This is a genomic window from Luteimonas sp. BLCC-B24 (assembly GCF_028550595.1).
Taxonomy (GTDB): domain Bacteria; phylum Pseudomonadota; class Gammaproteobacteria; order Xanthomonadales; family Xanthomonadaceae; genus Luteimonas.
Window position 1 is genome coordinate 42,526 of sequence record NZ_JAQQGN010000009.1, and the last position, 13,415, is coordinate 55,940.

11 protein-coding genes and 2 pseudogenes are annotated in these 13,415 nt (G+C 71.5%); 6 read left to right on the forward strand and 7 right to left on the reverse strand.

Annotated features, from left to right (window positions below):
- Window positions 1-133: 133 nt before the first annotated feature.
- Both PQS31_RS15160 and PQS31_RS15165 read left to right on the forward strand, forming a co-directional pair.
- Window positions 134-1,051 carry an NAD(P)/FAD-dependent oxidoreductase gene (locus PQS31_RS15160; protein WP_272763601.1) on the forward strand — a complete coding sequence of 306 codons (918 nt, stop codon included), beginning with the start codon at window positions 134-136 and terminating at the stop codon, window positions 1,049-1,051.
- A gap of 56 nt (window positions 1,052-1,107) precedes the next feature.
- The gene (locus PQS31_RS15165; RefSeq protein WP_272763602.1) at window positions 1,108-2,106 is read left to right on the forward strand and encodes a serine hydrolase; all 999 of its coding nucleotides are present in this window, start codon (window positions 1,108-1,110) and stop codon (window positions 2,104-2,106) included.
- Between the two features lie 246 nt (window positions 2,107-2,352).
- Here the strand turns inward: PQS31_RS15165 and PQS31_RS15170 are convergent.
- The 4 genes and pseudogenes from PQS31_RS15170 to PQS31_RS15185 form a co-directional block, all read right to left on the reverse strand.
- Window positions 2,353-2,565: pseudogene (locus PQS31_RS15170) on the reverse strand (hypothetical protein); the annotation flags it as partial.
- Window positions 2,566-2,738: 173 nt separating this feature from the next.
- The gene (locus PQS31_RS15175; protein ID WP_272763604.1) at window positions 2,739-5,564 is read right to left on the reverse strand and encodes a PAS domain-containing protein; all 2,826 of its coding nucleotides are present in this window, start codon (window positions 5,562-5,564) and stop codon (window positions 2,739-2,741) included.
- 24 nt (window positions 5,565-5,588) lie between these two features.
- On the reverse strand, window positions 5,589-6,374 hold the full coding sequence (locus PQS31_RS15180) for a DUF72 domain-containing protein (protein ID WP_272763606.1): 786 nt from the start codon (window positions 6,372-6,374) through the stop codon (window positions 5,589-5,591).
- A gap of 21 nt (window positions 6,375-6,395) precedes the next feature.
- A complete protein-coding gene (locus PQS31_RS15185; protein ID WP_272763608.1) occupies window positions 6,396-7,007 on the reverse strand; it encodes an NAD(P)H-dependent oxidoreductase in 612 nt (203 codons plus the stop codon).
- 177 nt (window positions 7,008-7,184) lie between these two features.
- Between PQS31_RS15185 and PQS31_RS15190 the strand changes: the two genes are divergently transcribed.
- From PQS31_RS15190 to PQS31_RS15205, 4 genes and pseudogenes are all read left to right on the forward strand, one after another.
- Window positions 7,185-8,393 carry an MFS transporter gene (locus PQS31_RS15190; protein ID WP_272763610.1) on the forward strand — a complete coding sequence of 403 codons (1,209 nt, stop codon included), beginning with the start codon at window positions 7,185-7,187 and terminating at the stop codon, window positions 8,391-8,393.
- Window positions 8,394-8,467: 74 nt separating this feature from the next.
- Window positions 8,468-8,974: pseudogene (locus PQS31_RS15195) on the forward strand (pyridoxamine 5'-phosphate oxidase family protein); the annotation flags it as partial.
- Window positions 8,975-9,351: 377 nt separating this feature from the next.
- A complete protein-coding gene (locus tag PQS31_RS15200; protein WP_272763611.1) occupies window positions 9,352-9,897 on the forward strand; it encodes a hypothetical protein in 546 nt (181 codons plus the stop codon).
- A gap of 74 nt (window positions 9,898-9,971) precedes the next feature.
- Complete coding sequence (locus tag PQS31_RS15205) at window positions 9,972-10,340, forward strand: hypothetical protein (protein WP_272763612.1); 369 nt, start codon at window positions 9,972-9,974, stop codon at window positions 10,338-10,340.
- Between the two features lie 200 nt (window positions 10,341-10,540).
- Here the strand turns inward: PQS31_RS15205 and PQS31_RS15210 are convergent, their stop codons facing one another.
- The 3 genes from PQS31_RS15210 to PQS31_RS15220 form a co-directional block, all read right to left on the reverse strand.
- Complete coding sequence (locus tag PQS31_RS15210) at window positions 10,541-11,611, reverse strand: endonuclease/exonuclease/phosphatase family protein (RefSeq protein ID WP_272763613.1); 1,071 nt, start codon at window positions 11,609-11,611, stop codon at window positions 10,541-10,543.
- 67 nt (window positions 11,612-11,678) lie between these two features.
- Complete coding sequence (locus PQS31_RS15215) at window positions 11,679-12,404, reverse strand: glycosyltransferase (RefSeq protein WP_272763614.1); 726 nt, start codon at window positions 12,402-12,404, stop codon at window positions 11,679-11,681.
- A 7-nt stretch (window positions 12,405-12,411) separates the two neighbouring features.
- Entirely contained in the window at window positions 12,412-13,407 is a 996-nt protein-coding gene (locus PQS31_RS15220; protein ID WP_272763615.1) for an aldo/keto reductase, read from the reverse strand.
- Between the last annotated feature and the right edge of the window lie 8 nt (window positions 13,408-13,415).

The window sequence follows — 13,415 nt, forward strand, 5'->3', positions numbered from 1 at the left end:
GCTGTTCGGAGTACGGACGGCAATCTTACGCCACAACCGAAGTTGCGCGATCACGCTGCGCGGCGCATCATGGCACTTCAAAAGTGGCGTGAGATAGCGCGCAGCCCGCGCGCCCTGCCGCAGGGAGACCGCAATGGACTACGCCGTGATCGCGATCGGAGGCAGCTTTGCCGGCCTGGCGGCGGCGCAGGCACTGGGCCGGGCGCGCCGGCGGGTGCTGGTCATCGACGGCGGACAGCCGCGCAATCGCGCATCGGCCGCCGCCCACAACGTGCTCGGCCACGACGGCAAGCCGCCCGCGCAGCTGTTGGCCGAGGGCCGCGCCGAACTCGCGCGGTATCCCACCGCCACATTCAGGGCCGGGACCGCCGACGCGGTGACCGGCGCACTCGGCGCGTTCCGCGTCCTGCTCGACGACGGCAGCGCGGTCGGGGCGCGGCGCCTCGTGCTGGCGACCGGTCTGCGCGACCGGCTGCCCGATCTTCCGGGTCTGGCATCGCGTTGGGGGACGAGCGTCCTCCACTGCCCCTACTGCCACGGTTACGTCGCCGACCGGACGCTGGGCGTGCTCGCCAACCATCCGGCCGCTGCGCACCAGGCGGTGTTGCTGCCGGACTGGGGGCCGACGACGTATTTCAGCCAGGGCCGCTTTCCGCCCGATGCCGACACGGCGGCGCGGCTGGGCGCACGCGGCGTCGTCATCGAACACAGTCCGATCGTGGCGCTGCTGGGCCCCGCGCCGGCACTCGAGGCCGTGCGTCTGGCGGACGGACGTGTCCTGGCGATCGCGGCCCTGTTCACCGTCGCGGAGAGCGAGGCGGCCAGCCCGCTGGCGGCCCGGCTGGGCTGCGCCTTCGACGAGGGCCCGCTGGTGCCGTCGATCCGGGTCGACGCGATGCGCCAGACCACCGTGCCCGGTGTCTACGCGGCAGGCGATGCGGCGAGTCCGATGCACAGCGTGACGCTGGCGATCGCCGGCGGCGTGATCGCCGGCGTCGGCGCCCACCAGTCCCTGGTGGCCGAGGCCGCGGGCGGTGCGACGGCCCACTGACAGCGCGTGGCCGTGGATTCACCTCCGGTCGCGCGGCGCGCTCCGATACTGCGCGCATGTCCAGGTGGCGTGCGTTTCTGCTGTGTGCCCTGCTGGCCGCGCCCGCCGCGGCGACGGCGACCCGGCTCGATCAGGTGCTCGACGAGGCGGAGGCGCTCGCGCCGCTGCGCACGGTGATCGTCGCGCGCGACGGCGCGGTGCTCGCCGAGCGCGGCTACCACGGCGGCTCGCCGTCGCGCCCGACCAACATCAAGTCGGCCTCGAAGTCGGTGGTTTCGGCCCTGGTCGGCATCGCGATCCAGCGCGGGCTGCTGGAGGGCGTCGACCAGAAGGTCGCACCGCTGCTCGCCGATCGCCTGCCCGCAACGCCCGATCCGCGCATGGCCGAGCTGACGATCGGCCATCTGCTGTCGATGCAGGCCGGCCTGCAGCCGACCTCGGGACGCCAGTACGGCCGCTGGGTGGCCCAGCGCGACTGGGTGCGCGCGGCCTTGGCCCAGCCCTTCGTCGACGATCCGGGCGGCGGCATGCTGTATTCGACCGGGTCGACGCATCTGCTGTCGGCGATCCTGGTCCGCATCGGCGGCAAGCCGACGCTGCAGCTCGCGCGCGAATGGCTGGGGGCGGAGCCCGGCTTCGCGATCACCGGCTGGGAACGCGATCCGCAGGGCATCCATCTCGGTGGCAACCAGATGGCGATGACGCCGCGCTCGCTGCTGGCGTTCGGCGAGCTCTACCGCAACGCCGGCCGCACGCGCGACGGCGCCCAAGTCCTGCCGGCGACGTGGATCGCGCAGTCGTGGCGTCCGCGCACGCGTTCGGTCTACACCGGCGACGGCTACGGCTACGGCTGGTTCACCCGGCGCATCGACGGGCACGACGTGCGCTTCGGCTGGGGCCACGGCGGGCAGATGCTCTACGTCGTGCCGGGGCTGGACCTGACCGTGGTCATGACGTCGGACGAGCGCACCGGCACCGCGGGGTCGGGCCATCTGCAGGCCCTGCACGCCCTGATGGCAGGCATCATCGCCAGCCAGCGTGGCGCGGATCACTGACGCCGACCGCGCCGGCTGATGCGCGGAGGCCGCCGTCCACCGGTGGCCGCGCCGCCGCATTGCGCGGCGCGCGGGAACGTCCCTCGTAGACGACGCGCCACTGCAGTGCCGCGTCGCGTGCCGGCGCCGGAGGCGGGCCCATGTCGGCCGCCTTCACCGGGGTGACGCCGCGTCGCCTGCGGCGGCCTCGGCCATGCCGCGCGCCCACTGTGCGCGGTCGTCGAAGCGGATGATGTACCGCGCGCCGACGTCACGGCTGATCGCAGTGGCGAGTCCGCGACCGGCACGCGCACTGCGGCACAAAGTCTCGAACACGGATGCGCCGAGCACATCGGCGGTGTAGACGTAGACGGCACCGTGCGCGAACTCGACCGAGAGCGTATTCCCGGCGATCGCCCAGGCGGTCACGCCGCTGTCGCCATGCTGGTTGGTGTAGGGCTGGAGCCGGAACCCGGTCATCGCGCGCCCAGCGCGCCGACCACACCCGGGGTGTCGCGCGGCGACCTCATTGCCGCACGGTCGCGGGCGTCCGCGCAACGGCGCTGCGGTGTCGCGGGCGTCTGCTCCGGCGACGCATGACCGCACCCCTCGCTGCGCCGCGCGCGCACGCCCGGAGCAGCGCGATGCGCGCCTCAGGCCGCGGCGGACTGCGACGCCAGCACCGCCGCCTCGACACTGGCGACGAGTTCGTGCTGGCGGAAGGGTTTGCCGAGGATCGTCAGGTCGGGACCGAAGTCCGCCATGCTCGTGTACCCCGACACGATGACCATTGCCGTCGACGGCAGGCGGCTGCGCACGTTGCGCGCCAGTTCCGCGCCGGTCATGCCGGGCATCAGGTGATCGGTGATCATCACGTTGGGCGTCAGGCCACCGTCGATCGCACCGATCGCTTCCTCGGCCGATGCCGCCTCGACGACCTGGAAGCCCATGTCCTCGAGTGCGTCGACAGTGCACATGCGCACCGCGTCCTCGTCGTCGACGACGAGGGCGATGCCGCGGGAATCGGTTGGGGTGGTCACGTTCTGGTCCTCGTGGTGGTCTTCGTTGGCGGCCGCCGCCCGGCTCCCGACCGGCAGCCAGAGTTCGATGGTGGTCCCCGCGCCCGGCGCGCTGTCGATGACCAGGCGGCCGCCGAGCTGTGAGGCCAGTCCGTGGGCCATCGACAGGCCGAGCCCGGTGCCCTTGCCGACGCCCTTGGTGGAGAAGAAGGGCTCGATCGCGCGCTGGCGCGTGGCGTCGTCCATGCCCAGGCCGGTGTCGGTCACCGACACGACGACGTAGTCGCCGTCCGCGAGCCCGTCGACCGCGCTGTCCTCGCGGGCCGAACGGTTGTGCACGCCGAGCGTGAGCACGCCGCCCTCGGGCATCGCGTCGCAGGCGTTGACGCTGAGGTTGAGGATGGCCATCTCGAGCTGGTTGGGATCGGCGACCGCCGGCCACAGGCCACGGTCGATCTCGACGCGCATCTGCACCCGCGGGCTGCTGGAACTGTCGATCAGCTCGGCCATTCCGGCGACCAGCGCACCCACGTCCACGTCCACCGTCTGCAGGGGCTGGCGGCGCGAGAACGCGAGCAGGCGGTGCACCAGCATGGCGGCGCGGTCCGCCGACCGCCGCGCGACGGCGACCATGCGCGCGCGGCGGTCCTCGCGCGCGGTCGGGTCGCCGGCGAGATCCAGTGCGGTCACGATCGGCGTGAGGAGGTTGTTGAAGTCGTGGGCGACGCCGCCGGTCAGCTGGCCCATCGCCTCGAGCTTCTGCGACTGGCGCAGCGCGGCCTCGGCATTGCGGCGCTCGGTGGTGTCGATGGCCTCCGGCACGATCGCGATGATGCGGCCCGCCGCGTCGCGGATCGGGCGGATCGACAGATCGTAACTGCGGCGTCCCGACGGCAGCGACACGGCGATCTCGTCACGCGCCGTCTCGCCTGCTGCGGCGCGCAGAAACAGGCTGCGCACGTGCTCCGGCATCCCCGGCGTGCCGCTGAACCACGGCGTGGTCCACAGGGTGCGGCCCACCACATCGTCCATCTCCACGCCCAGCGCCTCGAGCACGGTGCGGTTGGCGTCGGTGAGCGTGCCGTCGAGCGTGCACATGGCCTGCAACTGGTAACTGGTTTCGAACAGCACCCGCAGCTGGGCCTGGGACCGCGCCAGTGCATCGGCCGCGGCCTGGATGTCGGTCACATCGCGGGCGCTGCAGTAGACGCGGCCACCTTCTGGCGTCGCCACCCAGGACAGCGTGCGCAGGCTGCCGCCACGGGTGCGCCAGCGGTTCTCGAAACTGCGCACCGAACGCCCCTCGCGCAGCGAGCTGAGCACCTCGCGGGTGACCGGCTGGTCCTCTTCGCTGACGTGCGCCCACCAGCTGTGTCCGTTCAGCTCGTCGGCGTCCCAGCCCAGCAACTGTGTCCACGCCGGGTTGACCGACTCGATCGTCCCCTCGAGGTCCACCACGGCCAGCAGATCCGGCGTCACCTGCCAGGTCAGCGAGCGGTCGCGCGCGCGTTCGATCACCTGGCGTTCGAGATCGCTGTTGATGGACTGCAGTTCGGCCTCGCGCGCGCGAAGCGCGAGATCGGTCAGGCGCCGCGCGGTGACGTCCACGCCCTGCACGAAGATCCCGGCCACGCCCGCCTCGTCGACGACCGGCTGGTAGACGAAATCCAGATACCGCTCCACCGAGGCATCCCCGGGCTCGGCCTGGACCACGAAGCGGGCCCCTTCGGCCGAATACGCACGTCCGTCGCGGAACACCCCGTCGAGCAGTTCCAGATACCCCTGGGCGACGATCTCGGGCAGGGCCTCGGCCACCGGCCGCCCGATCACGTCGCGGTGGTGGCCGATCAGGCGCTGGTAGGCCGGATTGACGTACTGGAACACGTGGTCGGGGCCGCTGAGCATCGCCATGAAACTCGGCGCCTGCTCGAACATGCGGCCCAGCTGCTCGACGTCGGCGCGCAGGCGCCGCTCGTTCTGCACCTTGCGGGTGACGTCGGTGGTGATGTTGAGGAAGCCGCAGATCGTGCCGGCCTCATCGCGGACCGGAGTGTAGGAGAACGTCCAGTACGTCTCTTCCGGATAGCCGTTGCGCAGCATCGTCAGCGGCATGTCCTCGCTCCACGTCGAGGTGCCGGACATCGCGCTGTTGACCAGAGGCCGGATGTCGGCCCAGACATCCGACCAGATCGCCTGCAACGGCTGGCCGAGCGCACGCGGCTCCTTGCCGCCGAGCATCGGCGCGTAGGCATCGTTGTAGAACAGCGTGAGTTCCGGCCCCCAGCACAGGCACATCGCGAAGCGCGAATCCAGCATCAGGCCCAGGGCCGTACGCAGCGACTGGGGCCAGTGCTCGATGGGGCCGAGCGGGGTGGCCGCCCAGTCGAACACGGCGATTTTGCCCGCCATCGCGCCACGCGTCGGCAGGAAATCGAGGGCGCCGGTGGCGGGGGCGGACACGGTCAGGAGTTGCCGGGTGGGACGTCAGGACGCGGCATCCTGCCACAGGGCCCCGTGGTGGAGTGATGAGGACGTCACGCGCGCCTGCAGCCGGGCCGCGTCGCCCGGCGCGCAGCCGGCGGCGGTGTTGTCGAAGATCACCCAGCGCGGCGTGTCGGCATGCGCCTCGACCGCGTCCGCGATGCGTGCGAGGGCATCGGGCGGGTAGCCGCTGTAGTAGACGCGCGGCGCCCCGTGCAGTCGCCAGTACGCCAGCGCCGACGTCCCACCGGGGCGATCGCCGGACGCATGCCGCGGCGGATCGGCCGCGACGCGTGCGACGCGGTGCCGGCGCAACAGGGCGTCGGCGCGGTCCGAGAACCAGCTCGCGTGGCGCGGTTCGCAGGCGACGTCGCCTGGCCACCGACGCCGGAGCATCGCCATGAACGTGGCGGCGATCCGCGCGTCGAACACCAGCGACGGCGGCAGCTGGACCAGGAGCGCGCCGAGGCGAGCGTCGAGCCGGCCGGCGGCGGCGAGGAAGTCGTCCAGCGCCGGGCCACAGTGCTGCAGGCGGGCGTCGTGGGTGATCGTGCGCGGCAGCTTGACCGAGAACCGGAAGTCCGGTGGCACGCTGGCCGCCCAGCGCGCATACGTCGTCGGCCGGTGCGGGCGATGGAACGAGGAATTGATCTCGACGCAGTTGAACACGGTGGCGTAGCGGGCAAGCGCGCTGTCGCCGTTGCCGAACAGCCCGGCGTTGCGGGCGCCGATCGACCAGCCCGCGCAGCCGATGCGCAGTGCGCGTCCGTCACTGGAATCGGCGGGCATGCGACGGCAGCGCGACTGCGCTCAGCCTTTGATCGGCGGATAGGGCTGGGCACGGAGCAGGCGGGCCAGATGCACCGCGTTGCTGGCGACCGTGCGGATCGTCTCGCGCACCGGGTCGGGCGTTGCGTCGAGATCCTTGAAATCCGTGCTGCCCATCGCCTCGCCCACCCAGTACGGCGGCGACCCGGCGGGAATGGTGAACCCGACGTCGACCAGGCCCTGGCACAGCTGCGCGTGCACGTGGTGCGCGCCGTCCTCGTTGCCCACGACCGCCGGAATCGCGACCTTGCCGAACGTCGGATAGCGGCCGTCGTCGCCGATCTCGTCCAGCACCGCGTCGAGACGTTCGAGCACGCGCTGGGCGATGCTCGACGGATGGCCCACCCAGATCGGCGTCGCGATGACGAAGATCTCCGCCGCCATGAGCCGCGCGCGCAGCGCCGGCCACGCGTCGCCGTCGCCCTCGTCGGCACTGACGCCGGGTTTGACGTCGTGATCCACGACCCGGGCGCTGGACGTGCGGACGTCGTGCTGCGCCAGGGCCTCGAGCACCTGGTCGAGCATGGACTGGGTCGACGACGGGGCATCGCCGGATTTCAGCGTGCAGTTGAGGCCGAAGGCGGTCAGGGACATGGGCGGTCTGCGATGCGGGAGGACGCCCACTGTTCGCGTCCGCGTGTTGACGTGCCGTCGTCGTCGCGCGACCGCCGGCTGAACCGGCGTGCAGTCCGCGCACCCGCGGCCGTGCTGCCGGCGACACCGCATTGCTGCAATGCAGCATAATGGGCCGCTTCGCCTGCCCGTGCCGCCATGACCCGCGCTGTCTCAGAACCGGCTCCTCTTTCGCGTCGCACGGCCGGCTGGATTCTGGGCGTGCTGGCGCTCGGCGGTTTCGCCATCGGCACCAGCGAGTTCGCGATGATGGGGTTGATGCCGGAACTGGTGCGTGCCTTCGGCGTCAGCGAGCCCCAGGTCGGCCACATGATCAGCAGCTACGCGCTCGGCGTGGTGGTGGGCGCACCGCTGTTCGCGGTGCTCGGCGCCGCCTGGCCCCGCCGCTCGCTGCTGATCGCGCTGATGGCGTTCTACGCACTGGGCAACCTCGCCACCGCGCTGGCGCCCACGTATCCGACGATGCTGATCGCGCGCTTCGTCGCCGGCCTGCCGCACGGCGCGTATTTCGGTGTCGCGATGCTGGTGGCCGCCTCGATCGGTGCGCCGGGTCAGCGCGGCGCCGCGGTGAGCCGGGTCCTGCTCGGGCTGTCGATCGCGATCCTGGTCGGGAATCCACTGGCGACATGGCTCGGACAGCTGTCGAGCTGGCGCTGGACCTTCGCCTTGGTCGCCGGCCTGGCGCTCGTCACCGCGGCCTGCGTCTGGCGCCTGCTCGCCGCCACGCCCGCCGACGCGACGCACACGCCGATGCGCGAACTGCGCGCGTTCAACCGGGCCCAGGTCTGGTATGCGCTGGCGATCGGCGCGATCGGCTTCGCCGGCATGTTCTGCGTTTTCAGCTATCTGGCGCCCACCCTGATCCACGTCACCGGCGTCGCCGAGCGCTGGATCCCGATCGCCCTCGCGGCGTTCGGCGTCGGTGCGATCGGCGGCAATCTCGCCGGCGGCTGGTTGTTCGACCGGCTGCAGTTCCGCGCGGTCGCCGTGATCCTCGGCTGGTCGCTCGCGGTGCTGCTGCTGTTTCCGCTGGCGGCGCAGACGCCGTGGTCGATCCTGCCGGCGATCGTCGCGCTGGGCACGATGGGCGCACTGGCGCCGGTGTTGCAGGCACGGCTGATGGACGTGGCGGGCGATGCACAGACGCTCGCCGCCGCGTCGAACCACGCCGCGTTCAACACCGCCAACGCGCTCGGTCCATGGCTCGGCGGCCTGGCGATCGGCGCCGGCCTGGGCTGGACGGCCACCGGCTACGTCGGTGCGGTGACCGCCGCGGCGGGGCTGGCGATCTACGTCCACGCGCGCCGCGATGCGCGCCGTGCGCGAGCGGCCGACGCGGTTTGCTGAGGCCGCCGCCTTCACGCGCGGTGCTCGTTGACGCATCGACACTGCGGGTCGAACCCACGATCCCGGAGTGAGCGATGGCATCGCGAAAGAACAAGGCCGCTGAGGACGCACAGACGATCGCGAAGCTGATCGAGGACATCGACATCACGATGTTCACCACGGTCGGCAGCGAGGGCTATCTGGTCAGTCGGCCCCTGTCGACCCAGAAGGCCCAGTTCGACGGCGAGAAGGTCTGGTTCTTCGTCGCGTCCGACAGCCCCAAGGTCGCGGAGATCGCGCGCAACTCCAAGGTCAACCTGGCCTATGCGTCCAAGGGCCGCAACACCTACGTCTCGATGGCCGGCGACGCCTACGTCAACAACGATCCGGTCAAGATCGAGGCGTTCTGGAACGATGCGCTGAAGGCCTATTTCCCGCGCGGCATCCACGATCCCAAGCTCACGCTGATCGAAGTCGCGGTGCGCACGGCCGAGTTCTGGGATGGGCCGGGTTCGTTGATCGGCAAGGCCATCGCGTTCGCGATCGCGCGCGTGACCAAACGCGACGACGCGATGGGCGAGAACCGCATCGTCGACCTGCGCCCGGGCCGGGTGACGTCGACGACGCCGACGGGTCGCAAGACCGCACGCGCGTTATCCGGCAGCGCCGGCGCACGCACAGCGCCGGCCAAGAAGGCGGCGACCAAGAAGGCACCGGCGAGGAAGGCACCGGCGAAGAAGGCGCCCGCCACGAAAGCTTCGGTCAGAAAAGCGCCGGCCAAGAAAGCGGCGGCGAAGAAGACCGCGGCCGGAACGGCGACGTCCACCCGCCGCTGACGCGCGCCGTTCGCGCCGTCCCGTCGACGGCCCGCACCGCGCGGGCCGTTTCATCGTGTCTCCCACGCGGACGGCGCAGCGCGCCCCATCGCCCGGCACGCCCGTAGCCGGCACACTGGGCGCCCCCTGTCCATGACGCCGCCATGCTGCCCGACCACGACTTCGATCCCGACGACACCTTCGCCACCGGCGACGAGGCCCCCGAACTCGACGACGACGCCAGCTTCGAGGCCGTGGTCTGGCAATGGCTGCTGCTGGTCAACCCGGGGGACGACGAGGCGGCGCAGCAGCAGTTCCGCGACTGGCAGGAGCGCCATCGCGACGACGATCCGGCCGATGTCGCCGTCACCGCATTGCTGGACGTCACCGACTGGCGGTCGAGCATCCGGGTCGACGAGTCCGAGCCGGCAACGCTGATCGACGCGATCGACACGCTCGCGGGCCGCTTCCGGGTCGAGATCGACTGGGGCGTGGAAGACCCGACCGACACCGCGCAGCTGGCCGGCATCTCGCCCGGCGCACTGGTCGACACCGCCTGCGACCAGCTGCGGATCGCGGGATACACGCTGTGGGTCTGGGACGACGGCGAGGCGATCATCTCCGGCGCTATCGCGGCGCGCGACGACGATGAAGGCATGCGCGTGATCGGACATGCACTGGGTCTGGATCTGCGTCCCGGCAACGGCTGAACAGGGGGCCTGCACGCTGTATTCCACGCGCGCCTGCTAGCGTCGGCACGTCGATCACCGCATGGGAGGGTGCGATGGACGCGAAGCGGAATGGCACGCAGCGGCATGCCGCCTGGGCGACGCTGCTGCTCGCCTTGGCCTGCAGTGGCGGAGTATCGGCGGCCGGCCCGGGGGCGGAGGCGGTCGATCCCGCGTATCCGACGGCGCATGAACGCGAAGCGCCATGGCTCGAACCCATCGGGCGCCACTATCCGATCCGGCGCATGTCGTCGTTGAAGGCCGAGTACCGGCGCATCCGCGAACTCCGGCGCGAGCAGATCCAGCCCGAGTACGAACGCCGCGTCGCCGAAGGCGAGGACGATGCCGACGCCTGGCGCGAGGCCACGCTGCGCGAGGTGGCGCGGCGCGACCTGCGTGACCTGCGGGCGCGCCTGGATCGCTGAGTCGCATCGCGGCCGAGGCGGGACGGACACCACCGCGCGGCGTCGCCGTACCTGGGAGCAGGTGCCGGAAGTCGCGCCGGTCGGCCGGCGAACTTTGGGACTTGTGGAAGCGCGCGGGCGCCGTCGGCGCATCACGGCGCGTGTCACCGATCAGTGCGTCGCGCGCACCTCGCCGGCCGATGGACGTGCGCTCGACAGGCTCAGTGCGGCACCGGCGCGCGCGCCGCGTCGGTCTGCGCGAGTGCGGCGTCGGCGTCCTTGCGGGCCTGCGCGTCGACGTCCAGGCCCGCATCGGGATCGTTTCCGCCGGGCGAGAGCGCCAGCTCGACCAGGATCGGGAAATGATCCGAACCGATGTCCGGCAGACGGCGCATGCCCACGAGCGTGAAATGGCGACTGTGGAACAGGTGATCCAGCGGCCAGCGCAGCCCCGGCAGATGCGCGTGGAAGGTGTTGAACATGCCCCGGCCGATGCGCGGGTCGAGCAGGCCACTGACCTTGCGGAACAGGCGCGTCGTGCGTGACCAGGCCACGTCGTTGAGATCGCCCGCGACGATCACCGGCACCGGCGATGCATGGGCCGCGCGGCCCACGGCCACCAGTTCGGCATCGCGCCCGGCCGAACTGTCGGCCTCGGTCGGGCTGGGCGGGCGCGGGTGCAGCGCGTGCAGGGCGATGTGCCGGCCGTCGAGCACGACGGTGGCGTGCATCGAGGGAATGTCGTCTTCGACCAGATAGCGGATCTCCGGCTCCAGCAACGGCAGGCGCGAATAGACGTGCATGCCGTAGAGGTTGTCGAGCGGGCAGCGGATCACGTGCGGCATGGTGTCCTGCAGGCCGTCGAGCTGACGTTCCCACCAGGCGTCGGTTTCCAGCGCGATCAGCACGTCCGGCGCATGCGCGCGCACCAGGGCCAGCAGGCGGTCCGCGTCGCGGTTGTGCATGAGGACGTTGCTCGCCATCAGGCGGATGCGCGGCTGCGCATCGGCCGGCGCCCATTGCACTTCGGGCCGGGCCAGCCGCGTGTACGGCACGATCCACCACGCCTGCCACAGCATGCAGGCCGCGTTGACCGACACGATCGCGAGCGTCCAGGCGTCGTCCAGCGGGTGCAGCGCGAGATGCAGCCCCAGCACCAGCGCCGACAGCACGGTCAGCTGCAGCCGGGGAAAGTCGAAGCCGCGGATCCACCACGCACCGCTGCGGACCGTGGGCGCGAGCGTGGCCAGCACGAGCAGGCCGGTGGCGATCGCGAAGACGGCGGTGAGCATGGCGCGGCCTGCAGTGAAGAGCGCGCACTATCGGCGATCGCCGTGAATGCGCCGCGTGAATGCGGTCTCAGCGCGGGGCGCGTCCCTCGGGGCCGCCGTACCAGAGCGCGAGCTCGTCGCGGCTGCGCAGCATCCGCGTGCCCTGCCGCGCGAAGCGCCACAGCAGGCGCATCTGCATCCAGGTCGAGGCATGGGCGAGCTTGCGGCCCGAGGTCTGCACCGCCTCGCGCAGGATCACGAAGCGTCCGTGACGCGCCAGCGCCCGGCTCATCGCCACGTCCTCGCCGGCGAACAGGGTGATGTCGAAGCCGCCGACGGCATCGAAGGCCTCGCGCGTGCAGAACAGGAAGCAGCCCGGCGCGATGCCGGTGTAGCGGAACGCCTGCCCGACCAGCCAGACCCCCAGCCGCAACGGCCAGCGCCGTGGGCCTTCGAGGCGGACGCGGCACCCACCGCCGACCGCGCCCGATGCCAGGGCATCCATCGCCGCCCGCAGCAGGGCCGCATCCACGCGGGTGTCGGCGTCCACGAACACCAGTCGCGGCGCGAGGCTGGCCGCCGCCCCCGCATTGCGGGTCGCGGCGATCTGCCGGTGCGTGACCTGCAGCAGGCGCGCGCCGCCGGCCACGGCGAGCACTGCGGTGTCGTCGGTGGACCCGTCGTCGACCACCACGCACTCGGCATCGAGCCCGACCGCGCGGCACGCGTTACGCAGCGCCTGCAGCGTGGCCGGCAGGCATGCCGCCTCGTTCCAGGCCGGCACGATGAACGCCACCTGCGGGGCGGGGGTCATCCGCGGCTCAACGGTTCAGCGCCGACATGCCGGCCGCCGGATAGCGCGTGCCCGCGGCCGCGTCGGGCGGAAAGATCGCATCGATCCGGGCGCGGTCGTCTTCGGTGAGATGGATGTCGAGCGCGGCGATGTTCTCGTCGAGATAGCCGATGCGCTTGGTGCCCGGAATCGGCACGACGTCCTCGCCCTGGGCCAGGACCCAGGCCAGCGCGAGCTGTCCCGGTGTCACCCCGTAGTCCTGGGCGATCGCCTGCACCTGCTCGACCAGGGCCAGATTGCGATCGAAGTTCTCGCCCTGGAACCGTGGCGCGTGGCGGCGGTAGTCGTCGGCGTCGAAATCCTCGACGGTGCGGATCGTGCCGGTCAGGAATCCCCGGCCCAGCGGCGAGTACGCGACGAAGCCCACGCCCAGTTCGCGGCAGGCGGCCAGCGTGCCGGTGGTCTCGGGTTCGCGCGACCACAGCGAGTACTCGCTCTGCAGCGCGGTGATCGGGTGCACCGCGCAGGCGCGGCGGAGTGTGTCGGCCGAGGCTTCGGACAGGCCGAGATAGCGCACCTTGCCCTGTTCGACCAGGCGCGCCATCGCGCCGACGGTGTCCTCGATCGGCACCTGCGGATCCACCCGGTGCTGGTAGTAGAGATCGATCGTCTCGACCCGCAGCCGCTTCAGGCTGGCCTCGCAGGCGGCGACCACGTATTCGGGCCGCCCGTCGATGCCGCGGACCTGGGGATCGGCGGGATCGAGCTTGATGCCGAACTTGGTGGCCAGGAACACGTCGTCGCGGCGGCCGTCGATCGCGCGGCCCACGAGGTCCTCGTTGGTGTGCGGGCCGTACATGTCGGCGGTGTCGAGCAGGGTCAGGCCCTGGTCCAGCGCGTGATGGATGACGGCGATCGAATCGGCATCGCTGCCGCGGCCACCGTAGAACGCGCTCATGCCCATGCAGCCCAGGCCGATGGCCGAGACGGTCGGGCCGCCGAGGCCGAGGGTGCGGGTCTTCATCGAATGGC

Bases quoted from the DNA above. Each gene is read 5' to 3' on its own strand.
- PQS31_RS15185 (WP_272763608.1), bottom strand. From the start codon at position 7,007: ATGTCCCTGACCGCCTTCGGCCTCAACTGCACGCTGAAATCCGGCGAT.
- PQS31_RS15180 (WP_272763606.1), bottom strand. From the start codon at position 6,374: ATGCCCGCCGATTCCAGTGACGGACGCGCACTGCGCATCGGCTGCGCG.
- PQS31_RS15205 (WP_272763612.1), top strand. From the start codon at position 9,972: ATGGACGCGAAGCGGAATGGCACGCAGCGGCATGCCGCCTGGGCGACG.
- PQS31_RS15220 (WP_272763615.1), bottom strand. From the start codon at position 13,407: ATGAAGACCCGCACCCTCGGCCTCGGCGGCCCGACCGTCTCGGCCATC.
- PQS31_RS15200 (WP_272763611.1), top strand. From the start codon at position 9,352: ATGCTGCCCGACCACGACTTCGATCCCGACGACACCTTCGCCACCGGC.
- PQS31_RS15160 (WP_272763601.1), top strand. From the start codon at position 134: ATGGACTACGCCGTGATCGCGATCGGAGGCAGCTTTGCCGGCCTGGCG.
- PQS31_RS15215 (WP_272763614.1), bottom strand. From the start codon at position 12,404: ATGACCCCCGCCCCGCAGGTGGCGTTCATCGTGCCGGCCTGGAACGAG.
- PQS31_RS15210 (WP_272763613.1), bottom strand. From the start codon at position 11,611: ATGCTCACCGCCGTCTTCGCGATCGCCACCGGCCTGCTCGTGCTGGCC.
- PQS31_RS15165 (WP_272763602.1), top strand. From the start codon at position 1,108: ATGTCCAGGTGGCGTGCGTTTCTGCTGTGTGCCCTGCTGGCCGCGCCC.
- PQS31_RS15190 (WP_272763610.1), top strand. From the start codon at position 7,185: ATGACCCGCGCTGTCTCAGAACCGGCTCCTCTTTCGCGTCGCACGGCC.